23 protein-coding genes and 1 pseudogene are annotated in these 24162 nt (G+C 63.2%); 7 read left to right on the top strand and 17 right to left on the bottom strand.

Translation table 11 applies throughout. From position 1 onward, the window contains the following. Positions 1–18 precede the first annotated feature (18 nt). The 5 genes from H620_RS0113715 to H620_RS0113735 form a co-directional block, all read right to left on the bottom strand. Complete coding sequence (locus H620_RS0113715) at positions 19–651, bottom strand: DUF4136 domain-containing protein (protein WP_023382497.1); 633 nt, start codon at positions 649–651, stop codon at positions 19–21. A gap of 22 nt (positions 652–673) precedes the next feature. Continuing rightward, on the bottom strand, positions 674–1423 hold the full coding sequence (locus H620_RS0113720; RefSeq protein WP_023382496.1) for a methyltransferase: 750 nt from the start codon (positions 1421–1423) through the stop codon (positions 674–676). Beyond that, on the bottom strand, positions 1420–1725 hold the full coding sequence (locus H620_RS0113725) for a MazG-like family protein (protein ID WP_027907505.1): 306 nt from the start codon (positions 1723–1725) through the stop codon (positions 1420–1422). Before H620_RS0113725 ends, H620_RS0113720 begins: the two co-directional genes overlap by 4 nt. Positions 1726–1878: 153 nt before the next feature. Then, positions 1879–2730 carry a MaoC family dehydratase gene (locus tag H620_RS0113730; RefSeq protein ID WP_027907506.1) on the bottom strand — a complete coding sequence of 284 codons (852 nt, stop codon included), beginning with the start codon at positions 2728–2730 and terminating at the stop codon, positions 1879–1881. A 2-nt stretch (positions 2731–2732) separates the two neighbouring features. Continuing rightward, positions 2733–4085, bottom strand: a complete 1353-nt coding sequence (locus H620_RS0113735) for a 3-oxoacyl-ACP reductase (protein WP_023382493.1) — start codon at positions 4083–4085, stop codon at positions 2733–2735. Between the two features lie 118 nt (positions 4086–4203). Here H620_RS0113735 and H620_RS0113740 point away from each other — a divergent pair, with 118 nt between their 5' ends. Further along, a complete protein-coding gene (locus H620_RS0113740; RefSeq protein ID WP_023382492.1) occupies positions 4204–5481 on the top strand; it encodes an acetyl-CoA C-acetyltransferase in 1278 nt (425 codons plus the stop codon). Positions 5482–5589: 108 nt separating this feature from the next. Beyond that, the gene (locus H620_RS0113745) at positions 5590–6369 is read left to right on the top strand and encodes an AraC family transcriptional regulator (protein WP_023382491.1); all 780 of its coding nucleotides are present in this window, start codon (positions 5590–5592) and stop codon (positions 6367–6369) included. Between the two features lie 3 nt (positions 6370–6372). Here H620_RS0113745 and H620_RS27825 read toward each other — a convergent pair whose 3' ends face one another. From H620_RS27825 to H620_RS0113765, 5 genes and pseudogenes are all read right to left on the bottom strand, one after another. After that, on the bottom strand, positions 6373–7140 hold the full coding sequence (locus H620_RS27825; RefSeq protein WP_371919400.1) for a methyl-accepting chemotaxis protein: 768 nt from the start codon (positions 7138–7140) through the stop codon (positions 6373–6375). 90 nt (positions 7141–7230) lie between these two features. Next, positions 7231–8316, bottom strand: a pseudogene (locus tag H620_RS27830) (HAMP domain-containing protein); the annotation flags it as partial. 176 nt (positions 8317–8492) lie between these two features. Then, positions 8493–8897, bottom strand: a complete 405-nt coding sequence (gene cueR, locus H620_RS0113755; RefSeq protein ID WP_023382489.1) for a Cu(I)-responsive transcriptional regulator — start codon at positions 8895–8897, stop codon at positions 8493–8495. Next, positions 8894–11293, bottom strand: coding sequence for a heavy metal translocating P-type ATPase (locus tag H620_RS0113760; RefSeq protein ID WP_027907507.1), 2400 nt, complete (start codon positions 11291–11293; stop codon positions 8894–8896). Before H620_RS0113760 ends, cueR begins: the two co-directional genes overlap by 4 nt. Positions 11294–11344: 51 nt before the next feature. Next, positions 11345–11731, bottom strand: coding sequence for a hypothetical protein (locus tag H620_RS0113765; RefSeq protein ID WP_027907508.1), 387 nt, complete (start codon positions 11729–11731; stop codon positions 11345–11347). Positions 11732–11877: 146 nt separating this feature from the next. Between H620_RS0113765 and H620_RS0113770 the strand changes: the two genes are divergently transcribed. Beyond that, positions 11878–12075 (top strand): heavy-metal-associated domain-containing protein, encoded by a 198-nt coding sequence (locus H620_RS0113770; RefSeq protein WP_023382486.1) that lies wholly within the window; start codon positions 11878–11880, stop codon positions 12073–12075. Between the two features lie 159 nt (positions 12076–12234). Continuing rightward, complete coding sequence (locus tag H620_RS0113775; protein WP_023382485.1) at positions 12235–13416, top strand: multidrug effflux MFS transporter; 1182 nt, start codon at positions 12235–12237, stop codon at positions 13414–13416. Here the strand turns inward: H620_RS0113775 and H620_RS27440 are convergent. Continuing rightward, on the bottom strand, positions 13367–13564 hold the full coding sequence (locus H620_RS27440; RefSeq protein ID WP_081669694.1) for a hypothetical protein: 198 nt from the start codon (positions 13562–13564) through the stop codon (positions 13367–13369). The genes H620_RS0113775 and H620_RS27440 overlap by 50 nt on opposite strands. A 506-nt stretch (positions 13565–14070) precedes the next feature. Between H620_RS27440 and H620_RS0113780 the strand changes: the two genes are divergently transcribed. After that, the gene (locus tag H620_RS0113780; RefSeq protein WP_027907509.1) at positions 14071–14784 is read left to right on the top strand and encodes an ArsR/SmtB family transcription factor; all 714 of its coding nucleotides are present in this window, start codon (positions 14071–14073) and stop codon (positions 14782–14784) included. A 30-nt stretch (positions 14785–14814) separates the two neighbouring features. Here H620_RS0113780 and H620_RS0113785 read toward each other — a convergent pair whose 3' ends face one another. The 6 genes from H620_RS0113785 to H620_RS0113810 all read right to left on the bottom strand — a co-directional run bounded on the left by H620_RS0113785 (position 14815) and on the right by H620_RS0113810 (position 20643). After that, complete coding sequence (locus tag H620_RS0113785; RefSeq protein ID WP_023382482.1) at positions 14815–15765, bottom strand: adenosine deaminase; 951 nt, start codon at positions 15763–15765, stop codon at positions 14815–14817. Between the two features lie 82 nt (positions 15766–15847). Then, complete coding sequence (locus H620_RS0113790) at positions 15848–17203, bottom strand: 8-oxoguanine deaminase (RefSeq protein WP_027907510.1); 1356 nt, start codon at positions 17201–17203, stop codon at positions 15848–15850. A gap of 120 nt (positions 17204–17323) precedes the next feature. After that, a complete protein-coding gene (locus tag H620_RS0113795) occupies positions 17324–18013 on the bottom strand; it encodes an SDR family oxidoreductase (RefSeq protein WP_023382480.1) in 690 nt (229 codons plus the stop codon). Between the two features lie 365 nt (positions 18014–18378). Then, positions 18379–18963 (bottom strand): IMPACT family protein, encoded by a 585-nt coding sequence (locus H620_RS0113800; RefSeq protein WP_023382479.1) that lies wholly within the window; start codon positions 18961–18963, stop codon positions 18379–18381. A 6-nt stretch (positions 18964–18969) separates the two neighbouring features. Continuing rightward, positions 18970–19635: a TetR/AcrR family transcriptional regulator gene (locus H620_RS0113805; RefSeq protein ID WP_023382478.1), complete on the bottom strand. Its 666-nt coding sequence runs from the start codon at positions 19633–19635 to the stop codon at positions 18970–18972. 90 nt (positions 19636–19725) lie between these two features. After that, positions 19726–20643 carry a LysR family transcriptional regulator gene (locus H620_RS0113810; RefSeq protein ID WP_023382477.1) on the bottom strand — a complete coding sequence of 306 codons (918 nt, stop codon included), beginning with the start codon at positions 20641–20643 and terminating at the stop codon, positions 19726–19728. Positions 20644–20761: 118 nt separating this feature from the next. On the opposite strand from H620_RS0113810, the gene aptA reads away from it, so the two are divergent. Continuing rightward, positions 20762–22108 (top strand): omega-aminotransferase AptA, encoded by a 1347-nt coding sequence (gene aptA / locus H620_RS0113815; protein ID WP_023382476.1) that lies wholly within the window; start codon positions 20762–20764, stop codon positions 22106–22108. Between the two features lie 71 nt (positions 22109–22179). Then, positions 22180–23673 carry a CoA-acylating methylmalonate-semialdehyde dehydrogenase gene (locus H620_RS0113820; RefSeq protein ID WP_023382475.1) on the top strand — a complete coding sequence of 498 codons (1494 nt, stop codon included), beginning with the start codon at positions 22180–22182 and terminating at the stop codon, positions 23671–23673. Positions 23674–24162 lie beyond the last annotated feature (489 nt).

The raw sequence follows: 24162 nt of genomic DNA on the forward strand, positions 1-24162 counted from the left end.
ATGGTTCTCCGTTGAACGTTAACTAGGAGGATAGCCGCTGAGCGCCTTGTGCACCGATTCGCGCAGGGCTTGCTCGCGATCACGTGGTGAGTCCTGGTCGCTGCCGCTTTCGGCGCTGGCGCTCCAGACGGGCTGGCCGTTGCGGGCGTCGAACAGGTCGATGCGTACCACCATCACCTCGACCTCGTAGGTGCGCACGATGGGCACGCTGCCATAGGCCCCATAGCCATTGCGGTAACCGCCGAAGCCGACGCCGCCATAGGGGTAGGGGCCGTAGTAGGGGTCATAGTCGTAATCGCGAACCTGGCGCAGGCGCCGTTCCAGCCGGATGTCGGCGCTCACCAGCAAGTCGCCGGTACCACCTCTGGCCGGGCGTAGCCCGTGCTGGTCGAGGGCACCGCTGACAGCGTCGGCCAGTTGGCTGGGGTCGGCGTTGGCACTGCTGCTGGGCAATTGGCCGTTGCGCCAGCTCCAGCTGCGGTAATGCCCGTAGTCCCGTGTCGGTGCCGGGTAGGCACTGGCATCGAAGGTCGTTGCGGCCTGGGGTGGTGCGGGGGGCAGCGGGCGGCTGCTGGCGACATACGGGTTGGCACCCTGGCAGGCGGCCAGGGCTAACGGCAGCAAGGCCAGGCACAGCAAGCGATACGGCATGTAGTCCTCCCGGCGGGCGGGGTCAGCGGGGGCGGCAGATCCAGTGCAGGTAACGGCCCAAGCCGGCAAAGGCTGGGTGACGACGGTGGGCCAGTTCCATTTCCAGAAGGTCCAGCAGCTCGGCCTTGTCCTGGAATTCCTTGGGCATGTAGTCGTGGAACACCCTGACACCACTTTCACTTTCTACCTGCCACACAGGATCAAGGTGAACCTTGAGCTCACGGGGATCAAGTGGTTTCTGCGGCGTCAGGCTCTGCTTTTCACCTTGCAATCTGTTGCTGCGCAACTTGCGGAAATGGCCTTTGAGCAGGTTGCGGTAGACCAGCGCATCACGGTTGTAGAACGCCAGCGACAACCAGCCGCCTGGGGCGGTCAACTGGTGCAGTACCGGCAGGATGCTTTCGGGTTCGGCCAGCCATTCGAGCACCGCGTGGCACAGCACCAGGTCGTAAGGCTCGGTCAATTGGCCCAGCAGGTCTTGCCAGGGGGCCTGGATGAAGGTGGCTTGTTGCCCGGCTTCGGCAAAACGCGCCTGGGCGCCTTCGAGCATCGGGGCGGCGGGTTCGGCCAGGGTAAGGTGGTGGCCGCGTTGGGCCAGCCACAGTGCCATGTGGCCAAGGCCTGCGCCGATGTCGAGCACCCGCAGCGGGCGGTCGGGCAGGGCGTCGGCCAGGTCGGCCTGGAGCACGGCCAGGCGAATCGCACCTTTGGCGCCGCCGTAGATCTTTTCGGCAAAACGCGTGGCGAGCTCATCGAAGTGACGGTCGTTCATTTGGCGAAGCGCCTCTCGCTGTCGGCCAGCTTGGCGCGCACCACCTGTTCCATGTCCAGGCCCAGTTCGCTGCACAGCAGCAACAGATAGAGAACCACGTCGCCCACTTCCTGGCCGGCGTGGGCGAGTTTGTCCGCGGGCAGTTGGCGTGATTCGTCTTCGCTCAGCCACTGGAAGATTTCCACCAGTTCGGCCATTTCCACGCTGGCGGCCATGGCCAGGTTCTTCGGGCTGTGGAAGCCGCGCCAGTCGTTGTTGTCGCGAATCTGGTGCAGGCGTTCGGTGAGTTCTTGCAGGTTCATCGGGGTCTCCTAATGCTGCATAGCTTCGGTGGAGGCCCGGTGCAAAGCAAGTGGATTCGGGAGGCTTCCAGCCTCGACCTGTCATTGATGCAGTGACGCCGGGCGCGGGAGCCGCTGTGCGGCCCTCTCGCAACCTTGCCATGGGGTTTGCTCCTACCGTGGCGCCCAGCACCCGACCATGTGCAGCAGATCGCCATGCCCGTCTAGCCGCAGTTCACCGCTTGCCCCCGCTTCACTGGCACTGAGCACCACCTCGGACGGCAACCGTACCGGTTTCAAGAAATCCACCTCGAAGCGGTAGCCGCTGCTGGGCAGGTGCGTACGCAGTGCCGCCAGGGCCATGGCCTTGCTCCACATGCCATGGGCGATGGCCTTGGGGAAGCCGAACAGGCGCGCACTGGCAGCGCTGAGGTGGATCGGATTGTAATCGCCGCAGACCCTGGCATATCGCCGGCCGATGTCGCTGTCGGCATACCAGCGGGTGGCTTCTGGCAATGGGGCGGTGTCGGGGGCAGGTGCTTCTTCGGGCTGCCTATCGAGGCGCAAGCCGCGTACCAGCATGCGGCTGGTTTCGCGCCATAGCAGGCCGAGACTGTCTTCGGCCTCGGTGATCAGGTCGAAGGTGCCGCCTTTGGCGTGCGGCTGAAGGTTCTCGGCGTGAACGGCAAACCGCAGACCGTCGATGCCGCCAAGCGGCCGCAACACGTCGATGCGGTTGTGCACATGCACCAGCCCCAGCAGCGGGAAGGGAAAGTCATGGGCGGTCAGCAACTGCAGTTGCAGGGTGAACGCCATGATGTGCGGGTAGGTACCCGGCAAGCGGCCGTCATCGGGGAAGTGGCAGAGCCGGCGGTAGGCCGCCAGGTTGTCGTGCTGTACATGAAGGAAACAACGCAAGCCCGTGGCCGGAAGCGTGTCGCCGCTGATCTTGCGCTTGCTCGCCGCGCGCAGATAGAGGCTGGCGCGCGCGTCTGGACTGTGCAGGTCGTGCCACTGTCGATCCATGTTCACGCTCCCATCAGCGCCTGGCCGCAAACCCGAAGCACCTGGCCATTGATCGCTCCGGAGCCAGGCTGGCTGAGCCAGGCAATCGCCTCGGCGACATCTTGTGGACGCCCGCCCTGGCCCAGGGAGCTCAGGCGTCGGCCGGCTTCGCGAAGCCCCATGGGCATGGCGGCGGTCATATGGGTTTCGATGAAACCGGGGGCCACGGCATTGATGCTGGCGCCTCGCTCGGCGAGCTTCGGCGCCCAGGCCTGGGCAAGCCCGATCAGCCCGGCCTTGCTTGCTGCATAGTTGGACTGGCCACGGTTGCCGGCGATACCGCTGACCGACGCCAGCAGCGTGATGCGAGCCTCTTCGCCCAGGGCGCCGGCGTCATACAGCGCCTGAGTCAGTACCTGCGGGGCCTTGAGGTTGACCGCCAGTACTGCGTCCCAGTATTCCGGCGTCATGTTGGCCAGGGTCTTGTCGCGGGTGATACCGGCGTTGTGCACGACGATATCGATTCCGCCGGGCAAGGCTTCAAGCAATCGCGCAGCGGCATCGCTGGCGCAGATGTCCAGGCCCAGCGCCTTGCCGCCGAGCCGTGCGGCCAGGGCGTCGAGGTCCTTCTGGGCCTGGGGCACATCCAGCAGCACGACTTCTGCGCCGTCGCGCGCGAGGGTTTCGGCGATGGCTGCGCCAATCCCGCGTGCGGCCCCGGTGACCAGGGCCCGGCGCCCACCTAGAGGCCGCGTCCAGTCCTGGACCTGGCTGGCGCAGGGCTCAAGACGCAGTACCTGACCGGAGATGAATGCACTCTTGGGCGAAAGGAAGAAGCGCAGGGCCCCTTCAAGTTGATCTTGTGCTCCGGGGGCCACGTACAGCAATTGTGCAGTGGCGCCGTTGCGCAGCTCTTTGGCCAACGAGCGGCTGAAGCCCTCCAAGGCGCGTTGTGCGACGCTGGCCATCGGGTCGTCGAGGCTTTCCGGCGCACGCCCGAGGATCACTACATGGGCACAGGAGGCCAGGCTGCGCAGCAGCGGCTGGAAGAACTCACGCAACTGCTTCAGCCCGTCGCTGTCGGACAGATGACTGGCATCGAACACCACAGCCTTCAACTTTGGCCCAAGGCCGGCGACCCAGGCGGGTGCCTGCAGGTCTTCGCCATTGAAGCTATAGAAATCGTCGGTCAGGCGCGGGGCGATAGACTCGACCTGGTTCGCCAGCGGACCACCGCCGAGCACCAATGCGCCTTCGACCGGGCGCAGGCGGCCGGGTTGCCAGCGCTCCAGGGGCGCGGGGTGGGGCAGGCCCAAGGCATCCACGAGGCGTCGACCGAGGTTGGAGTTGGCGAAGCCTAGATAGCGATCACTCATGTGCGGGTCTCCCTGAATGCAAGCTTGCAAGTGTGGACCAAGTTTGTGGCAAGGTCGTTCGAATGCGGTAAAAACACCTAGGCTGTACGGATCAAATTGTTTCAGGAGGAACATGCGCATGCGTTCAACTCGCCGGGTCGCGATCCTGGGCGGCAACCGAATTCCCTTCGCCCGCTCCAACGGTGCCTATGCCAATGCCAGCAACCAGGCGATGCTCACCATCACTCTGGAAGGCCTGATCGAACGCTACCGGCTGCATGGATTGAAGCTGGGGGAGGTCGTTGCCGGGGCGGTACTGAAGCACTCCCGCGAGATGGCCCTTACCCGCGAGTGTGTGCTGGGCTCACGGCTGTCGCCGCAGACGCCTGCCTATGACATCCAGCAAGCCTGTGCCACCGGCCTTGAGGCGGCGTTGCTGGTGGCCAACAAGATTGCCTTGGGGCAGATCGACAGCGCGATCGCCGGCGGGGTGGACACCACGTCCGATGCGCCCATCGCCGTCGGCGAAGGCTTGCGCCGGATTCTGCTGCAGGCTCACCGGGGCAGGACGCTGGGGGAGCGGCTCAAACCGTTCCTCAAGCTGCGCCCCGGCCACCTGAAGCCAGAACTGCCGCGTAACGAAGAGCCACGCACCGGCCTGTCGATGGGCGAGCATTGCGAACGCATGGCTCAGACCTGGCAGATTGGCCGCGCCGAACAGGACGAACTGGCGCTGCTCAGTCACCAGCGCCTGGCTGCGTCCTATACCGAAGGTTGGCAGGATGATCTGCTGACGCCGTTCATGGGGCTGGCCCGCGACAACAACCTGCGTGGGGACCTGACGCTCGAACAACTCGGTGCGCTGAAACCGGTGTTCGACCGAAGCGGCCAAGGCACGCTGACGCCGGGTAATGCCACCCCGCTGACCGATGGCGCCTCGCTGGTGTTGCTGGGCAGCGAGGAGTGGGCACAGGCGCAAGGCCTCCCGGTGTTGGCGTATCTCGTCGATGGCGAGGCGGCCGCGGTGGACTTCGTCACTGGCAAGGAGGGGCTGCTGATGGCGCCAGCGTACGCCGTGCCGCGTCTGCTGGCGCGCAATGGCCTGACCCTGCAGGACTTCGACTACTACGAAATTCACGAGGCATTCGCCGCCCAGGTGCTGTGCACGCTCAAGGCCTGGGAGGACACCGACTACTGCCGTGAACGACTGGGTCTCGATGGCCCGCTGGGGGCGATCGACCGCAGCAAGCTCAACGTCAAGGGCAGTTCGTTGGCCGCCGGCCACCCCTTCGCCGCGACGGGCGGGCGGATTCTGGCCAACATGGCCAAGTTGCTGGCGACGGCAGGCAAGGGCCGGGGCTTGATCTCGATCTGCGCGGCGGGTGGGCAGGGGGTCACGGCCATCGTCGAACGTTGAGCATTTGCACGACAAGCCCACGGTTCAGGCATCCCATCGCCGGCTGGCCGGCGATGAGCCCGATAGTCCCGTGTTAGGCTTGTCTGGTCAGAACTACAAGAAACCCACATGCCGACCATCGGACACCCACGCCCCATCCCAGTGCTGGATCACCTGCCCAGGCCGCTCTACGCCCGTGCCGAAAGCCTTGGCGCCGGCTCCTGGACCACGCGGCACCGCCATGACTGGGTGCAGTTCTCCTATGCCATCAGCGGAGTGCTCGGCGTCTACACCGCGGATGGCAGCTATTTCGCGCCGCCGCAATGGGGCGTGTGGATTCCCGCTGATGCCGAACACGAAGTCGTTACCTCGATGCAGGCTGAAATGCGCAGCCTTTATGTGCGCCGCGATGCCTGCCCGTGGGCGCCGACGCAGTGCCGGGTCCTGGAAGTGACGCCGCTGGCGCGTGAACTCATCAAGCAGTTCTGCCTGTTCCCCGTGGATTACCCCGAAGGCGACAGTCCCGAAGCACGGCTGGTGTCTGTGCTACTCGATCAGTTGCGTACATTGCCTGAGGTTGGGTTCTCACTGCCGTTGCCGCGTCATCCCGGGCTGCTGGCCTTGTGCAACGGCCTGATCGCCACACCCGAGCAGCCGCAGACCCTGCAGGAATGGGCCAGACAGCTGGCGTGTTCGGAGAAAACCCTGATGCGCCTGTTCCAGCGGGAGACGGGCCTGAGCTTTCGCAACTGGCGCCAGCGCATGCGCCTGTTGTCGTCCCTGGCCCTGCTGGAAGCGGGAGAGAGTGTGACCGAGGCGGCGCTGGGCTGTGGTTATGACTCCACCTCAGCCTACATCGCCGCCTTCAAGCAGCTGTTCGGGTCGACCCCCGGCGAGTTGCGGCTCTAGCGGTCAGGTGCGGAAGCGGCGTACCAGCGCATCCAGCTCGTTGGAAAGGCCGGCCAGGCTCTCGGAGTCCTGACGGGCGGCTTGGGCCAGCTCGGCCACCAGTTGCGCATCGCCATGGATCTGGCTGATGTGGCGGTTGATGTCCTCTGCCACTTGGTGCTGCTCTTCCGCTGCCGTCGCGATCTGGGTATTCATGTCGCGGATGATGTCCACCGACTCGCGAATCTGGCCAAAGCTGTCGCGGGCCAGCCCGATCCGGCTGACCGACTGCTGCGACACCTCCAGGCTGGCGTGCATCTGCTCGGCCACCTCGGCGGTACGGCTGGCCAGGTTGCCCAGCAGGCCGTCGATCTCAGCGGTGGAATCGGCGGTGCGCTTGGCCAGGGCCCGTACTTCGTCGGCGACCACGGCGAAACCACGGCCCTGCTCGCCGGCACGCGCGGCCTCGATGGCGGCGTTGAGGGCCAGCAGGTTGGTCTGCTCGGCAATCGAGCGGATGGTGCCGAGGATCGACTGAATGGCGTTGCTGTCACGCTCCAGTTGCTGGATCGACTGCGCCGACTGCTCGATCTCCTGGCTCAGGCGATCGACGCTGTGCACCGCCGCATCGATCTGCTGCTGGCCTTCACGCGCTTGCTGCTGGCCGCTGTCGGCCGATTGCGCGGCCTGGCTGCACGAGCGGGCCACTTCGTTGGCGGTCGCGACCATTTCGTGGAAGGCGGTGGACACCATGTCCACGGCTTCACGCTGGCGCCCGGCGGCTTCGGCCATGTCGCTGGAAACCCGGGTGGAACTGCTGGAGGTGCTGAGAATCTTGGCGGCGGCGGCACCGATGTGCTGAATCAGGCTGCGGATCGCGCCGAGGAACTGGTTGAACCAGCTGGCCAGTTGTGCGGTTTCGTCGCGGCCGCGGATTTCCAGGTTCCGGGTCAGGTCGCCTTCGCCCTGGGCGATGTCTTCCAGACCGCTGGTCACGCTGTTGATCGGGCGCACGATGAGCTTGGCGAACGCCGCGCCGACGACCGCGAACAGCGCCGCCAGCACCAGGGCGATGGTGCCGATCAGCCAAGTCAGGCGGGTAGTGGTCTGCATCACTTCGCTTTGTTCGATCAGGCCGATGAAAGTCCAGCCCAGCTTTTCGTCCGGGTAGACGTTGGCCATGTAGCGGGTGCCGTTGAGCTCGATCTCCACCAGGCCTTTGCCGGCCTTGGCCAGTTCGGCGTAGCCGTCACCAAAGCTGGCCAGTTGTTTGAAGTTGTGGCTGGCATCGCGCGGGTCGACCATCACGTTACCGTTGCTTTCCACCAGCATCAGGTAACCGCTTTCGCCCACTTTGATCTGCTTGACGATCTCGGTCAGGCCTTTGAGCGAGACGTCGATGTTGACCACACCGCCTGGGTTGCCCAGTTTGTTGGCGACAGCGCGTACGGTGCTGACCAGCACGGCATCGTCGGGAGCCCAGTAATAGGCCCCGGTGCGTACGGTCTTGCCGGGGTTGGCCATGGCCTGCTGGTACCACGGGCGTGGGCGTGGGTCGTAGTTGACGAACTTCTGGCCGGCAGGCCAACCGACATAGCCGCCGTCGCTGACGCCGTAGGAGATGTAGGCGTAGCCAGGGTGAGCGTCAGCCAGACGGGTGAAAAAGTCGAGCAGCTGCTGCGCCTGTGCACCCAGTTCATAGGACGGATTGGCACTCATGAACTTGTTCAGCTCGTTACCGGTCGCGGCTACCATGGGCTGCGCGGCCAGAAACTCCACGTTTTGGTCGATGCCCTGGAAGAAGATATTCATCGCATTGCTGACCTGGCGGATTTCCCGGCTACTGCCGTCGAGGAAACCTTCGCGGGCTTCGCCTCGCAGGTTCAGGACCACTAACGTGGCTACCAGCACAATGGGCAAGGCGGCGATGACCGCGAATGCCCAGGTCAGTTTCTGTTTGATGTTCATCGACGCTCCCGGAATTTTTTTCTTTATCGACACACGAGGCAGTAAGCGTTGTATCGGCAGGAGCGTCGGCTTTTTGAGGGGAAACCCCCGTATTTATTGGATAAAGTCGTATTTGGCGACTATTCGGTCGGGTTTAGGCTAATATGGCATACCAAAATGCCAGCAGCGGTGTGCTTTCAGGGGCAGCAAGCGCCACCGTTGGCCAGATCCTTGAGTATTGGGCAGTCTGGCCGGTCGTCGCCCTGGCAGTGCGCGACCAGCTCATCGAGGGTATCGCGCAGGCTGACCAACTCTTCGATCCGGCGGTTCAGTTCGTCGATGTGTTGCATGGCCAGGGCCTTCACATCGGCACTGGCGCGTTGGCGGTCTTGCCACAGGGTCAGCAGCTTGGCGACTTCGTCCAGCGAGAAGCCCAGGTCGCGTGAGCGTTTGATGAAGGCCAGGCGGTGCAGGTCGTCCTGGTGGTACAGGCGATAGCCACTGTCGCTGCGGGTAGCGGGCTTGAGCAGGCCGATGGACTCGTAGTAGCGAATCATCTTGGTGCTGAGCCCGCTGCGGCGGGCGGCCTGGCCGATGTTCATTGGGCCTCCTGCGAGGTGGTGGTGGGTTTCCAGGTTTTCAGCCAAAGGGCATTGCTGACCACGCTGACGCTCGACAGCGCCATGGCGGCGCCGGCCAGTACCGGATTGAGGTAGCCCAGCGCTGCCAGCGGAATGCCGATGAGGTTGTAGATAAAGGCCCAGAACAGGTTCTGGCGAATCTTGGCGTAGGTCTTGCGGCTGATTTCCAGGGCAGCGGGCACCAGGCGCGGGTCGCCACGCATCAAGGTGATGCCGGCCGCCTGCATGGCGACATCGGTGCCACCGCCCATGGCGATGCCGATATCGGCGGCGGCCAGGGCCGGCGCGTCGTTGATGCCATCGCCTACCATCGCCACCACGCCATCCTGCTTGAGTGCGGCGACAGTGGCGGCTTTGTCGGCTGGCAGCACTTCGGCGTGAACGTCATCGATGCCAAGGGCAGCGGCGACCACCTTGGCGCTGCCACGGTTATCACCGGTCAGCAAATGGCTGCTGATGTGGCGTGCCCGTAGGGCCGCGACGGCCAGTTCGGCGCCGGGCTTGAGGCTGTCACCGAAGGCGAACAGGCCAATGACACGGGGCTGTTCGCCGCGCTCGATGAGCCACGACAAGGTACGGCCTTCGGTTTCCCAAGCCTGGGCCTGGGTGGCCAGTGCGCCGGGCTGCAGGCCGCTTTCATCGAGCAGGCGTCGGTTACCCAGGGCCAGTTCGCGGCCTTGTACCTGCCCGGCGATACCGCGCCCGGTCAGGGACTGGCTGTTGGTCACTGTCGGAACATCCAGATTCTGCTCGGCGCAGGCCTGCAGCACAGCCTTGGCCAAGGGGTGTTCGCTGCCGCGTTGCAGGGCGCCGGCCAGGCGGTGCAGTTCTGCGCTGTCCCCGACCAGCGCCTGGCTATGGACGACACGGGGGCTGCCGGATGTCAGGGTACCGGTCTTGTCGAACACCACGCGGTTGACCGCATGGGCACGCTCCAGGGCTTCGGCGTCTTTGATCAGGATGCCATTTCGGGCAGCGACACCGGTGCCGGCCATGATCGCCGCTGGCGTGGCCAGGCCCAAGGCGCAAGGGCAGGCGATGACCAGCACCGCGACGGCATTGATCAGCGCGGTTTCCAGCGGCGCACCGGCCAACCACCAGCCCACCAGCGTGATCAGTGCCAGCACCAGCACCGCTGGGACGAACACCTGGCTGACGCGGTCCACCAGCTTCTGGATAGGGGCCTTGGCCGCCTGGGCGTCTTCGACCAGACGGATGATCCGGGCCAGTACGGTTTCCGTGCCCAGTGCCTGGGTGCGTACCAGCAAGCGGCCTTCACCGTTGATGGCACCTCCGGTGACTGTATCGCCTGGCTGTTTGGGCACCGGCAGGCTTTCGCCACTGATCAGGGCCTCGTCGGCATGGCTGCTGCCGTCCTCCACCAGGCCATCGACCGGGAAGCGTTCGCCAGGTTTGACCACGACCAGGTCGTCGATGCGCAACTGGTCGATAGCCACGTCTTGCTCCAGGCCATCGACCCATCGTACGGCGCGGTCGGGGCGCAAGGCTTCGAGGGCGCGGATGGCGCTGGCGGTCTGGCGTTTGGCGCGGCTTTCCAGGTACTTGCCCAACAGCACCAGGGCAATCACCACCGCCGAGGCCTCGAAGTACAGATGCGGCGCCATTTCCCCCGAGGCATTCGCCCACTGGTACAGGCTCAGCCCATAACCGGCGCTGGTGCCCAGCGCCACCAGCAGGTCCATGTTGCCAGTGCCGGCGCGAACGGCTTTCCAGGCGGCTACGTAGAAACGTGCGCCGAGGACGAACTGCACCGGTGTGGCGAGCAGGAACTGCACCCAGGCAGGCAGCATCCAGTGAATGCCGAATGGCTGCACCAGCATCGGTACTACCAGGGGCAGGGCGAGCAATAGTGCCAGGCCGACCGCCAAACGCTCCTTGCGCAGAGGGTGGAGCGCATCGCTCTGCTCATCCGCGCCGGCCTGGGGCAGGCGGGCACTGTAGCCGGCTTTCTCCACCGCCTCGATCAGTTGGCGATCATCCAGCGCCTGCAGCACACGCAGATGGGCTCGCTCACTGGCCAGGTTGACGCTGACCTCCTCGACGCCTGGCAGTTTGCCCAAGGCGCGCTCGACACGGCCTACGCAACTGGCGCAGGTCATGCCGCTGATTTCCAGCTCTACGGTACGGGTAGGGACGGCATAGCCTGCTTCGCGCACGGCGTCGACCAGGGCGTGCAGGCTGTCGGCCGGCGCGAGGACGCGGGCCTGTTCGGTGGCGAGGTTGACACTGACCTGTTCAGCGCCAGCGACTTTGCGCAGGGCGCGCTCGACACGGCCAGCACAGCTGGCACAGGTCATGCCGGAGATCGGCAGGTCGAACGTGGTGGATGCGGGCATGGCTCACTCCTTGGACTGGCCTCCAGCATCAACCTTGCCACGTGGGGAAGGTCAATAGCCCAGGCCGGCTCGCTTCAACTCAAACCCATTGTGCCCCATGGCGATGCGGTATTTGTTGATCTGCCCAGCCTGCAGGTTCAAGCGGGTGCTGCGTTGGTCCTCGATACCCGGGGCGCAGCCAGGCGCTTGCCCTGGCAACAGACGCAAGCGCACGTCCACCGGGCCGGGTGGCAGGTTGAAGGAGGTCGATTGTTCCTGGAATACACGTCCAGAGAGCTGATCGTTGAGGTAGATGCCGATTTCGCAGCTGGTGGCCACCTCCAGGCGCTCGCGGGAAATGATCAACACGCTGTAGTCCGAGTTGCCCTCGGCGTAAGCGGGGGGCGTGGCGGCCAATGCGCCCAGCAACCCGACAACGCCCACTGCTGCCCTGAACATGAGAAATCTCCTACTTGCCAAATCATCAAAGGCGCAGCTTGGCCGAGGTCAAGGCAGATTTCCAGCCCGGCCGTTTACCGCAGAACTTGACCTTGACCCGATGGCAAGGTTGAAACTGAGGCAAATCCTGAAAGGAGGTAACCTCGATGCAAGTGTTCAACGTACAAGGCATGACCTGCGGCCACTGCGTGAAAGCGGTGACCCGAGCGGTGCAGGAACAGGACCCACAGGCGCGTGTTGAAGTCGACCTGGCTGGCAAGCAGGTGCGTGTGCAGAGCGAGCTGGGGAGCGAACGGATTCTGCAAGCGATCCGCGAAGAGGGTTATCAGGCCGAGATGGCGTGAGGATGGGGGCGCACCGCGCCCCACCCTGGAGGCGGCCTGCCAGCGACAACACAGAGTAATCGACGCCAAATCGCCGGGTTATTGTTGCAAATGTTTTCATACTCAGGCCATCCGCAGCAGGTAGACTTACGCGCTTGCTTAGCCTGCTATGGATTCCTGATGAACCTGAGAATGGTGCTGATCCTGGGCGCATTGAGTGCGTTCGGGCCCTTGGCGATCGACTTCTACCTGCCCGCCTTCCCGGCCATGGCGCAGGCTTTCGCCACCGATGAACAACATGTCCAGACTACCCTGGCGGCCTATTTCCTCGGGCTGTCCATCGGCCAGTTGGCCTACGGCCCGGTCGCCGACCGCTTTGGCCGGCGCAAACCGCTGCTGTTCGGTGTGGCGTTGTTCACCGTTGCGTCCTTGGCCTGCGCGTTCGCGCCCAACCTCGACACGCTGATCCTGGCGCGTTTCGTCCAAGCGTTGGGGGGCTGTGCCGGTATGGTCCTGTCGCGCGCCATCGTCAGCGACAAGTGCGATGCGGTGGCGTCGGCCAAGGTGTTCTCGCAGTTGATGTTGGTCATGGGCCTGGCACCGATCCTTGCGCCGATGCTCGGTGGGGTGCTGGTGAACCTTGCCGGCTGGCAGTCAATCTTCCTGACCTTGAGCCTGTTCAGCGCGGCCTGCCTGCTGGCAGTTGGCATGGGCCTGCCGGAAAGCCTGCCTGCGCACATACCCCGGCAGCCGCTGTCTGGCGCCTTGCGTCAGTATTTCCGGTTGCTCAGCGACCGGGTGTTCCTGGGGCATGCCCTGACGGGAGGCATCGCCATCGCTGGGATGTTCGCCTACATTGCAGGTTCTCCGTTCGTATTCATCAAGCTCTACGGCGTGCCTGCCGAGCATTACGGCTGGTTCTTCGGTGCCAACGCCGCGGGCTTCATCCTGGTTGCACAGGTCAATGCCCGCTTGCTGGCCAAGCGTGGTCCTGCCTTCCTGCTGGTGCGCGCCGTCTGGATGTATCTGGCGGCAGGTTTGGTGTTGCTGGGCGTGGCGGCCACGCGGCCGACGCAGTTGTGGCCGCTGCTGGTGCCTTTGTTCGTGTGCATTGCCAGCCTGGGGTGCATCATTCCCAATGCGTCGGCTTGCGCCATGAACGGTCAGGGCGCGCGGGCAGGCAGCGCCTCGGCCCTGATGGGGTGCTTGCAGTTCAGTGTCGCCGCAGGCGCGGCGGCACTGGTCGGGCTGTTGCATGATGGCAGCGCGGTACCGATGGCCATGGTGATCAGCTTGTGTGGCGCACTGGTGGTCAGTGTCGCGCTGCTGACCCGGTACTTGCAGGCCAGGCGTCCGGCATGAGCGTGTGAGGTGCCTTCAGGCGGGTTTCCAACGTGGCGACGAAGGCACGCGCCTCGGCTTCACTGCGGAAACTCACCTTGTGCTGATCGAGTTGAACCTGCCAAGGGCAGTTGGGGTTTCGGCTTGATGCAGTGACGACAATCTTCATCGCGGCATACCTCTGAGGGGGCCGGATCAGTGTAGCGCTGTGCCGAGCGCATGCCATGACCGGCTATGGTGTCCTGACTGACGGTCCTGAGGTGCCACCTCCGTGCCCCTTGCAATGCCAGGTGCAATGCCTGGAATCATGTCGAACCTTCGCTTTTGTTTGCGCTACTTTGGGAAGCCTGTTGTCGGCAGTATCTGCGAAGGCAGCGGGCGATCTTTCCTCCAGCTTCGTCTGTAATCCTTCTAGCTTGCGGTTTTGTCACGCCCCATCAGGCGCTGACCGGGTCTGCTGTGGATAACCCAGGGGTTTCCAGGGTCGGTGCACCCACGGCACGGCCCCCGTACCTGGCAATCCTGAATGAGTGTTTGCCGGGCATATACTGGCGGCGGGGCCAGCGGCAGTGAGTCATGTTTCCCTGCCAGGGGGGGCAGACGAAGTGCTGGTGATGCGTGTTGCCACGGTTGGCCATTGGAAACCAAAGTGAGCTTGCAGGGAGTTACCAGGACATGAAAGCAGCCAGCAGCATAAGCCAGATCGCCGGCCTGATGGCAGACCCTAAGCGCAGCGCCATGCTATGGGCGTTGATAGACGGCATACCGCGGCCAGCCGATGAGCTGGCAGTGATGACTGGGCTGACCTCATCCTCGGCGTGCGCGCACCTTTCCCTATTGTCCTCGGCAGGGTTGCTCAGGTTGGAAGCCAGGGGGCGCAAGCGCTACTTCCGGCTGGCGACGCCCCAGGTGGGGGCGGCGGTCGAGGCCTTGGCCAGCGTGCAACTGGAAAGCGCCAGGGGCGCCGGGGCGAAGGCGGCGCCATTGCAGGTACCGTTGTCAATGCGCAGGGCACGCCGTTGTGGCGATCACCTTGGCGGAGAACTGGCAAGCGAGCTGTACCATCGGCTGGTGGTCGCGGGCTGGCTGGAGGGGGCAGGGCAGCAGTTGCTCGTCAGCGAGCAGGGCCGGGCGGAACTGGCCGCCATTGGCGTCTATATCGAGGCCTTGGCGCCGTGCCAGCAGCGCGCAAGCGCACTCTGTCACTGCAACGAATGGAGCGACCAGGGGCCGCATATCGGCGGAAGCCTGGGTCAGGCGATGTTCAAGCTGTTCCTGCAGTCGGGGTGGATTCGCGAGCCGAAAGGCACACGAGCGTTGCACATATCCGCCATGGGCATTCAGCACATCAATCAGATTGCCCGGGTGAAGACGTTGCAGGTGGGGTAATCAACCACCTGCAATGCCAGGTGTGGTCGATCAGCGAACGAGGCGGGCGTCGAGGCTGTTCTGCGCCAGGCGACGGGCCTGGTCTTCGGTCATGCCCAAGTGTGTGTGCAGGGCATGGAAGTTTTCGGTGACATAACCGCCGAAGTAGGCCGGGTCATCCGAATTGACCGTGACCTTCACGCCGCGCTCCAGCATGTCGAGGATGTTGTGTTGGCCCATGTGTTCGAACACGCAAAGCTTGATGTTCGACAGTGGGCAGACGGTGAGCGGAATCTGTTCGTCGATGATGCGTTGCATCAGGCGTTCGTCCTCGATGGCGCGTACGCCATGGTCGATACGCTGGATCTTCAACAGGTCGATGGCTTCCCAGATGTACTCGGGTGGGCCTTCCTCGCCTGCGTGTGCCACGGTCAAGAAGCCCTCGGCGCGGGCGCGGTCGAAGACGCGCTGGAACTTGCTGGGTGGGTGGCCTTTCTCCGAGCTGTCCAGGCCAACAGCGATGAACGCATCGCGGAATGGCAGGGCCTGGTCGAGGGTCTTTTGCGCTTCTTCCTCGCTGAGGTGGCGCAGGAAGCTGAGGATCAGCCCGCTGGAAATCCCCAGTTGCTCACGGCCATCCTTGAGCGCCTGGTTGATGCCATTGAGCACCACTTCGAAGGGGATACCTCGGTCGGTGTGGGTCTGTGGGTCGAAGAAAGGCTCGGTGTGGATTACGTTCTGGGCTTTGCAGCGTTGCAGGTAAGCCCAGGTCAGGTCGTAGAAGTCCTGCTCGGTGCGTAGCACGTCCGCGCCTTGGTAATAGAGGTCGAGGAATTCTTGCAGGTTGTTGAAGGCATAGGCACTGCGCAGCGCCTCCACATCCCCCCAGGGCAGGGCGATCTTGTTGCGCTCGGCCAGGGCGAACAGCAGTTCGGGCTCCAGCGATCCTTCAAGGTGCAGGTGCAGTTCGGCCTTGGGCAGGGCGTTCAACCATTCATACATAGGGGGTTATCTCAATCAGGTACGGTTGCCGCCATTCTACAGGGCCTGGCCGGGCAATGCGCCCAGCCAGGCCTGTGTTGCCTCAACCAGCGATCAGTTGGGCGGCTGCCTGGCGGTGGTCGGCGATGAGGCCCTGGATGTCCAGGCCCTCGATCTGGCCGTCGATGACGCGCCACTGGCCGCCGACCATGACCCGGTCGGCACGGTCGGCGCCGCAGAGCAGCAGCGCCGAGAGCGGGTCGTGGCTGCCTGAGAAGCGCAGCTCATCGAGTTTGAACAGGGCCAGGTCGGCCTGTCTGCCGGGGGCCAGCTCACCGATATCCTGGCGGCCCAGCAGGCGTGCGGAGCCTTGGGTGGCCCAGCCGAGGGCGCGTTCGGGGGTGATCTGTTCGGCACCGTAGCGCAGGCGCTGCAGGTAAAGCGCCTGGCGAGCTTCCAGGATCATGTTCGAGGCATCGTTGGACGCCGATCCGTCCACGCCCAGGCCCACCGGAGCACCGGAGGTCTCGAGCTCCACGGTCGGACAGATGCCCGATGCCAGGCGCATGTTCGAGCTGGGGCAGTGGCAGATACCGGTGCCTGCAGCGCCCAGGCGGGCCATTTCATCGCCGTTGAAATGAATACCATGGGCCAGCCAGGTGCGCGGACCGAGCCAGCCGACGCTGTCCAGGTAGTCGACGGTACGCAGGCCAAAGCGCTGCAGGCAGAAGTCTTCTTCGTCGAGGGTCTCGGCCAGGTGCGTGTGCAGGCGCACGTCCAGCTCTTCGGCAAGGGTTGCGCTGGCACGCATGATTTCCGGGGTGACCGAGAACGGCGAGCAAGGCGCCAGGGCGATCTGGATCTGCGCGCCATCACCGCGCTCGTGGTAGCTGTGGATAAGCCGTTGGCTATCGGCCAGGATCACTTCACCTTGTTGCACCGTCTGCTGAGGCGGCAGGCCCCCGTCGGCTTCGCCCAGGCTCATTGAGCCTCGGGTCAGCATGGCGCGCATGCCCAGCTTACGCACGGCCTCGACCTGCACGTCGATGGCGTTGTCCAGGCCTTGGGGGAACAGGTAGTGATGGTCGGCGGCGGTGGTGCAACCGGACAGCAGCAACTCTGCCAATGCTACCTGGCTTGCCAGTTCCAGCTTGGCCGGTGTCAAGCGTGCCCAGACCGGGTAAAGGGTCTTCAGCCAGGGGAACAATGGTTGGTTCACCACTGGCGCCCAGGCCCGGGTGAGGGTTTGGTAGAAGTGGTGGTGGGTATTGATCAGGCCGGGCAGCACGACGTGCTCGCGGGCGTCGAAAACCTGCTCGCAAGGTTGGCTGGGGCTTTCACCAAGGGCCAGGAGTTCGAGGATACGGCCGTCTTCGATCACCAGTCCGCCGCGGGCGTCGAGGGTGTTGGCGGTGAAGATGGCAAGGGGGGATTTCAACCAGATACGGGTCGCAGGCATGGTGCCGGCTCCTCTGAAAGTGGGTTCAGGTTAGCCAGCTCAGTGTTGCCCTGTCTGCTGATCCAGGTCCGCCGCGTGGGCGAGGCTCCGAGTCTACTGCCTCGCCTCGCGGCTTTCAATTCACCAGGTCAGGCTCTCGCCTTTGTAGTTGATGAAGCGCAGACCGGCATTGCCACGTTGAGCTTCGATTTGCTCGACCATGCCACGGGTGCTGGTCAGCACGTCGATTTCGGCGTTTTCGCCACCCATGTCGGTTTTTACCCAGCCCGGATGCATGGCCAGCACGCAAAGATCGGGACGCTGCGCCTCGACCACCAGGAAGCTGTTGATCATCGAATTCAGCGCAGCCTTGCTGGCCTTGTACAAGCACAGTTCGCTGCCATCGGGAATGGTCACGCTGCCCAGGATCGAACTCATGAAGGCCAGTACACCGCTCCCTTCGCGCACTTGGCCAACCAAACGGCGGGCGACACGGATGGGCGCAACGGCATTGGTCATGAACAGGTCGCCAACATCGGCTGCCTGCACGCCGTCCACATCCTGGGGCAGAGGCCCCATGACGCCCGCATTGACGAATACAAGATCGAACACCTCACCCTGAAGGCTTTGCTTGAGCGCATCGAGCTGGGTGGTGTCGTTCATCTCCAGTTGTTCGATGCGTACGCCGGGCACCTGGCGCAGTGTGTCGGCCTTCTGCGGATCACGCACCGTTGCGATGACCTTCCAGCCCTTTTCGTGCAGACGCTGTACCAGGCCTAGGCCCAGTCCACGCGAAGCGCCAATGACAAGGGCGGTTTTTTGAAGGGACATTGGGGACTCCTTGAGCGTTGGAGGAGAGGGATATTGAGCATAATTCAGCCGGGCAGAAGCTGCCCGATCTGAATTTGGTTAAAAAATGACCACCTTTGCCAGGCCGTGTGCCGCCGGGCACTGCACTCATTGGCTAACGGGTTATCCACAGGCTGCTCCACAGTTAATGTGTGCAACCGATCGGGGTATGATTCGAGACCGGTGGCAAAGTGCTGGGGATAAGTCTTGACCTTTCAGACGTTTGCAGCTGTCATCAAACGGTGATCAAAATATGATCAAAGCGCTGGAGCCCTTTGATAACGGGCGCTGCCGGGGAGTGCTCATAGCTTATCCACAGGCAGGCCCACAGTTGTTGTGAGCAAGCTTCAGCCGATTTCCAGAATGATCCGGCCGCGGCTCAGGTCTGCCAGTTGCTGCTGCAAGGTGGGTATGTGTGCCTGGCCTGCGGCGATGCGCAGGTCGACTCCATTGGCGGTGAACTGTTCGTCCAGCACCAGCCCATCCACTTCGGCCAGGCGCAGTTTCACCAAGGCCAGCTCGCTGAAGGTGCAACTGCAGGTGTATTCACTGCGTTGGACCAACAACCTTTTCGGCGCTTGTTGCAAGCATTTGTTGGCACCTCCGCCGTAGGCCCGGGCCAGGCCGCCTGTGCCGAGCTGGATACCGCCGTACCACCGAATGACCAGCACCACCACTTGGTCGCAGTCCTGCGCCTCGATGGCCGCCAGGATCGGCCGCCCGGCCGTGCCGCCAGGTTCGCCGTCGTCGCTGCTGCGGTATTGCGCGCCCAGTTTCCAGGCCCAGCAGTTGTGGGTGGCGGCCAGGTCGCTGTGGCGTTCGATGAAACTCATCGCCTCGGCGGGGCTAGAGATGGGGCCGGCGAGGGTGATGAAGCGGCTCTTGCGGATTTCCTCGCGAAACTCGCAGAGGTCAAGCAGGGTAGAAGGCATAAGTGGCTATGAGGCGCTCGGCGTGATGCCGCAGCCCTTGAGAATGATGTGGATAAGGTTGTTGCTGGCGTCTTCCATGTCTTGCTTGGTCAGGCGGCTGCGGCCGGTGACCTGGCAGATCTGTGTGGCGAAGTCGGCATAGTGCTGGGTGCTGCCCCACAGCAGGAAGATCAGGTGTACCGGATCGACCGGGTCCATCTTGCCGGCGTCGATCCAGGCCTGGAACACCGCGGCCCGGCCTCGGAACCACTCACGGTAGTCGGCGCTGAAATACTCGGTGAGGCAAGTACCGCCGCTGATCACTTCCATGGCGAAGATTCTCGACGCTTGTGGGTTGCGCCGGGAGAACTCCATCTTGGTGCGGATGTACTGGCTCAGCGCCACAGCCGGGTCGTCATCGACGCTGAGGGCGTTGAAGGTGCTGTCCCACAACTCGATGATGTTGCTGAGCACCGCGATATAAAGGCCAAGCTTGTTGGTGAAGTAATAATGCAGGTTAGCCTTGGGCAGCCCGGCTTTCAGCGCGATGGTATTCATGCTGGTGCCTTTGAAACCATGGCGCGCGAATTCGTCTTCGGCTGCCTGGATGATGGCCTGTTCGTTTTTCTGGCGGATGCGGCCAGCGGGCTTGCCTGAGGCAGAGAGGCGATGCGCAGGGACTTCAAGGGTCATGGACGATTCCGTACGGGTCAGTGGCTGCGGCTGTCGGACAAGATTACCTTCCTGCGCCGAACTGACAAGCGTTAGCGTCAGAGACAGGCATCAGCGCGTCGCTGCCAGGCTTTCGAGGAAGCTTTCCAGTACCAGATTCGGCCGGCGTCCCTTGCGGGTCACCCAGCTCAGGCTCAGGTCATAGAAGCGTTGGCCGGGTTTCAGCGCGCGCAGTCGGCCCTGCTGGACCCAGAAGCTGGCGTAGTGGTCGGGCAGGTAGCCGATGTAGCGTCCGGTCAGGATCAGAAAGGCCATGCCTTCGCGATCCGATGCACTAGCGGTGCAGTGCAGGGCCTGATAGTGAGCCTGGATGTCGCTTGGCAGGCGGAACGTAGGGGCGATAGCTTCCTGGCTGTTGAGGCGTGCGTCGTCGATTTGCTGGTCATCGGCGTAGAACAGTGGGTGCCCCACCGCGCAATAAAGCAGCGAACGCTCGCTGTACAGGGGTTCGTATTCCAATCCTGAAAGAGGGCTGGTCTGCGGTACCACGCCGACATGCAGGCTGCCGTCGAGCACACCCTGCTCGACCTGGCTGGGGGCGATCATACGGATGTTGATGCGCACGTCGGGGCCCCGGTCCTTCAGTTCTGCCAGGGCGTGGGTGATGCGCATGTGCGGCAGGGTCACCAGGTTGTCGGTCAGGCCGATGTTCAGCTCGCCACGCAGGTGCTGGTGCAACCCGTTGACCTCGGTACGAAAGGTCTCCAGGGCGCTGAGCAACTGCAGCGCCGAGTGATACACCTCGCGTCCCTCCTCGGTAAGCGAGAAGCCGGCGCGTCCGCGCTGGCACAGGCGCAAGCCCAGGCGTTGCTCCAGATCGTTCATCTGCTGGCTGATGGCCGAGCGCCCGATGCCCAAGACGTTCTCGGCGGCAGAGAAACCACCGCACTCGACTACGCTGCGGTAGATCTTCAGCAGACGAATGTCGAAATCGCTGACTTGTGCGAGAGGGTCGGGACGTCGGCTCATAAGTTTAGTCTTGTTCAATCTGAAGATTAGAAATGTTGGCTTTTTCAGACTTTATCGCCGTGCCAACTTAGCTGCAACAACATCCATCGTTGCCTAATCGTCTCTCGAGGAACCGCCGATGAACATGCCGGAAACCGCCCCTGCAGGAATGGCCAGCCAGCTCAAGCTGGATGCGCACTGGATGCCTTACACCGCCAACCGCAACTTCCAGCGCGACCCACGTCTGATCGTGGCTGCATCGGGCAACTACCTGACCGATGACAAGGGCCGCAAGATTTTTGACGCCCTGTCGGGCCTGTGGACCTGCGGCGCCGGTCACACGCGTCAGGAAATCACCGAGGCGGTCGCACGTCAGCTCGGCACCCTGGATTACTCCCCCGCGTTTCAGTTCGGGCACCCGCTGTCGTTCCAGTTGGCTGAGAAAATCGCCGAGCTGACCCCGGGCGACCTGAACCATGTCTTCTATACCAACTCCGGTTCCGAGTGCTGCGACACCGCGCTGAAGATGGTACGTGCCTACTGGCGCCTGAAGGGCCAGGCCACCAAGACCAAGATCATCGGCCGCGCCCGTGGCTACCATGGTGTGAACATCGCTGGCACCAGCCTCGGTGGCGTCAACGGCAACCGCAAGATGTTCGGCCAGCTGCTGGACGTCGACCACCTGCCTCACACCGTGCTGCCGGCCAACGCCTTCTCCAAGGGCTTGCCGGAGGAGGGCGGAATCGCCCTGGCCGACGAGATGCTCAAGCTGATCGAACTGCACGATGCCTCGAACATCGCCGCAGTCATCGTCGAGCCCCTGGCCGGTTCGGCTGGCGTGTTGCCGCCACCGAAGGGGTATCTCAAGCGTCTGCGCGAAATCTGCACCCAGCACAACATCTTGCTGATCTTCGACGAAGTGATCACCGGCTTCGGCCGCATGGGCGCCATGACCGGCTCCGAGGCCTTCGGCGTGACCCCTGACCTGATGTGCATCGCCAAGCAGGTCACCAATGGTGCCATCCCGATGGGCGCGGTGATCGCCAGCAGCGAGATCTACCAGACCTTCATGAACCAGCCGACCCCGGAATACGCCGTGGAATTCCCACACGGCTACACCTACTCGGCTCATCCAGTGGCCTGTGCCGCCGGTATCGCCGCGCTCGACTTGCTGCAGAAGGAAAACCTGGTGCAATCGGCTGCCGAGCTGGCGCCGCACTTCGAGAAGCTGCTGCATGGCGTCAAGGGCACCAAGAATATCGTCGATATCCGCAACTACGGCCTGGCTGGCGCGATCCAGATCGCTGCCCGTGATGGCGATGCCATCGTCCGTCCGTACGAGGCGGCGATGAAACTGTGGAAAGCCGGCTTCTATGTGCGCTTCGGGGGCGACACCCTGCAGTTCGGGCCAACCTTCAACACCAAGCCGCAGGAGCTGGACAGCCTGTTCGATGCGGTAGGCGAAGCCCTGAACCAGATCGACTGACCTTTCCGACTTTGACGTAGGGCGCGTGCTCAGCACGCGCCTGGCTCAACCCTCTTTATCTGGAGTTATGCATGAGCATTGTTCAGCACCTGATCCACGGCGAGCTGGTTACTAAAGGCGAGCGCACTGCCGATGTGTTCAACCCGTCCACTGGCCAGGCAGTTCGAAAGGTCGAGCTGGCCAGTCGTGCAACCGTTCAGCAAGCCATCGATTCGGCCAAGGCTGCCTTCCCGGCCTGGCGCAACACCCCGCCTGCCAAGCGTGCTCAGGTCATGTTCCGCTTCAAGCAGTTGCTGGAGCAGAACGAAGCCAAGATCTCGCAGATGATCAGCGAAGAGCACGGCAAGACCCTGGAAGACGCCGCTGGTGAACTGAAGCGCGGTATCGAGAACGTGGAGTTCGCTTGTGCTGCCCCTGAAGTGTTGAAAGGCGAGTACAGCCGCAACGTTGGCCCGAATATCGATGCCTGGTCCGACTTCCAGCCGCTGGGTGTGGTTGCCGGTATCACCCCATTCAACTTCCCGGCCATGGTTCCGCTGTGGATGTATCCATTGGCCATCGCTTGCGGTAACGCATTCATCCTCAAGCCCTCCGAGCGCGACCCGAGTTCCACGCTGTTCATTGCCCAGTTGCTGCTTGAGGCCGGTTTGCCAAAAGGCATCCTCAACGTGGTCCACGGTGACAAGGAAGCCGTGGATGCGCTGATCGAGGCGCCTGAGGTCAAGGCGCTGAGCTTCGTGGGTTCGACCCCGATCGCCGAGTACATCTACGCTGAAGGCACCAAGCGCGGCAAGCGTGTGCAGGCGCTGGGCGGAGCCAAGAACCATGCGGTACTGATGCCGGATGCCGACCTGGACAACGCGGTCAGTGCACTTATGGGCGCGGCGTATGGTTCGTGCGGCGAGCGTTGCATGGCGATTTCGGTCGCGGTCTGCGTGGGTGACCAGGTGGCCGATGCGCTGATTGCCAAACTGGAGCCGCAGATCAAGGCACTGAAGATTGGTGCCGGCACTGCTTGCGGTCTGGACATGGGCCCGCTGGTAACCGCTGCGGCTCGCGACAAGGTGGTCGGTTATATCGACGACGGCGTTGCCGCTGGTGCCAAACTGGTGGTCGATGGCCGTGGCTACCGCGTGTCGGGCAATGAGGATGGTTACTTCGTAGGTGGCACGCTGTTCGACAACGTGACGCCAGAGATGCGCATCTATAAAGAAGAGATCTTCGGCCCGGTGTTGTGCGTCGTGCGCGTGAACAGCCTGGAGCAGGCCATGCAGCTGATCAATGATCACGAGTATGGCAACGGCACCTGCATCTTCACCCGTGACGGCGAAGCTGCACGCCTGTTCTGCGACGAGATCGAAGTGGGCATGGTCGGCGTCAACGTCCCGCTGCCGGTGCCGGTGGCTTACCACAGCTTCGGCGGCTGGAAGCGTTCGCTGTTCGGCGACCTGCACGCCTATGGTCCGGATGGCGTGCGCTTCTATACCCGTCGCAAGGCGATCACCCAGCGTTGGCCGCAGCGTGCGAGCCACGAGGCTTCGCAGTTCGCGTTCCCAAGCCTGTAAGGGTTGCGATAGCAGCGGGGGAGGCCGAAAGGCCTCCCCCGCTTTGTTTCCAGTGGCGTCCTTGCAGACCAACCGGGTAGGCGAGAGCCTTGCTCGCGATGCGCCGCGAGGGCGGCGCTCGATCTACAAACCGCTGAATGCATCGCGGCGGGCACCTGGCGGCCTCGATACGGTCCGTGTTTGCCATTATTTCAATTTAAATGAACATTAACGGTTGACGGCCTCTCGAATCCCCTTATAATGCGCCCCACTTCCGACGCAGTCGAAACGAAAAACTCCTTGTTAATCAACAGGTTGAGCGTTTAGAAAGCAATCGGAAGCGCTGAAAGAGGTGGTTGACAGCGTTTTAAAACGCTGTATTATTCGCCTCCCGCTACGAGAGATCGCAGCGAGTCAAGTGTTTGAAGCTAAACGAGTTTCTCGCAAAAAACTTCAAAATAAACGCTTGACAGCAAATGAGGAAAGCGTAGAATGCGCGCCTCGGTTGAG

This window comes from Pseudomonas taiwanensis DSM 21245 (assembly GCF_000425785.1).
GTDB lineage: Bacteria > Pseudomonadota > Gammaproteobacteria > Pseudomonadales > Pseudomonadaceae > Aquipseudomonas > Aquipseudomonas taiwanensis.

Bases quoted from the DNA above. Each gene is read 5' to 3' on its own strand.
- H620_RS0113715 (WP_023382497.1), bottom strand. From the start codon at position 651: ATGCCGTATCGCTTGCTGTGCCTGGCCTTGCTGCCGTTAGCCCTGGCC.
- H620_RS0113720 (WP_023382496.1), bottom strand. From the start codon at position 1,423: ATGAACGACCGTCACTTCGATGAGCTCGCCACGCGTTTTGCCGAAAAG.
- H620_RS0113725 (WP_027907505.1), bottom strand. From the start codon at position 1,725: ATGAACCTGCAAGAACTCACCGAACGCCTGCACCAGATTCGCGACAAC.
- H620_RS0113730 (WP_027907506.1), bottom strand. From the start codon at position 2,730: ATGGATCGACAGTGGCACGACCTGCACAGTCCAGACGCGCGCGCCAGC.
- H620_RS0113735 (WP_023382493.1), bottom strand. From the start codon at position 4,085: ATGAGTGATCGCTATCTAGGCTTCGCCAACTCCAACCTCGGTCGACGC.
- H620_RS0113740 (WP_023382492.1), top strand. From the start codon at position 4,204: ATGCGTTCAACTCGCCGGGTCGCGATCCTGGGCGGCAACCGAATTCCC.
- H620_RS0113745 (WP_023382491.1), top strand. From the start codon at position 5,590: ATGCCGACCATCGGACACCCACGCCCCATCCCAGTGCTGGATCACCTG.
- H620_RS27825 (WP_371919400.1), bottom strand. From the start codon at position 7,140: ATGGCCGAAGCCGCCGGGCGCCAGCGTGAAGCCGTGGACATGGTGTCC.
- cueR (WP_023382489.1), bottom strand. From the start codon at position 8,897: ATGAACATCGGCCAGGCCGCCCGCCGCAGCGGGCTCAGCACCAAGATG.
- H620_RS0113760 (WP_027907507.1), bottom strand. From the start codon at position 11,293: ATGCCCGCATCCACCACGTTCGACCTGCCGATCTCCGGCATGACCTGT.
- H620_RS0113765 (WP_027907508.1), bottom strand. From the start codon at position 11,731: ATGTTCAGGGCAGCAGTGGGCGTTGTCGGGTTGCTGGGCGCATTGGCC.
- H620_RS0113770 (WP_023382486.1), top strand. From the start codon at position 11,878: ATGCAAGTGTTCAACGTACAAGGCATGACCTGCGGCCACTGCGTGAAA.
- H620_RS0113775 (WP_023382485.1), top strand. From the start codon at position 12,235: ATGAACCTGAGAATGGTGCTGATCCTGGGCGCATTGAGTGCGTTCGGG.
- H620_RS27440 (WP_081669694.1), bottom strand. From the start codon at position 13,564: ATGAAGATTGTCGTCACTGCATCAAGCCGAAACCCCAACTGCCCTTGG.
- H620_RS0113780 (WP_027907509.1), top strand. From the start codon at position 14,071: ATGAAAGCAGCCAGCAGCATAAGCCAGATCGCCGGCCTGATGGCAGAC.
- H620_RS0113785 (WP_023382482.1), bottom strand. From the start codon at position 15,765: ATGTATGAATGGTTGAACGCCCTGCCCAAGGCCGAACTGCACCTGCAC.
- H620_RS0113790 (WP_027907510.1), bottom strand. From the start codon at position 17,203: ATGCCTGCGACCCGTATCTGGTTGAAATCCCCCCTTGCCATCTTCACC.
- H620_RS0113795 (WP_023382480.1), bottom strand. From the start codon at position 18,013: ATGTCCCTTCAAAAAACCGCCCTTGTCATTGGCGCTTCGCGTGGACTG.
- H620_RS0113800 (WP_023382479.1), bottom strand. From the start codon at position 18,963: ATGCCTTCTACCCTGCTTGACCTCTGCGAGTTTCGCGAGGAAATCCGC.
- H620_RS0113805 (WP_023382478.1), bottom strand. From the start codon at position 19,635: ATGACCCTTGAAGTCCCTGCGCATCGCCTCTCTGCCTCAGGCAAGCCC.
- H620_RS0113810 (WP_023382477.1), bottom strand. From the start codon at position 20,643: ATGAGCCGACGTCCCGACCCTCTCGCACAAGTCAGCGATTTCGACATT.
- aptA (WP_023382476.1), top strand. From the start codon at position 20,762: ATGAACATGCCGGAAACCGCCCCTGCAGGAATGGCCAGCCAGCTCAAG.
- H620_RS0113820 (WP_023382475.1), top strand. From the start codon at position 22,180: ATGAGCATTGTTCAGCACCTGATCCACGGCGAGCTGGTTACTAAAGGC.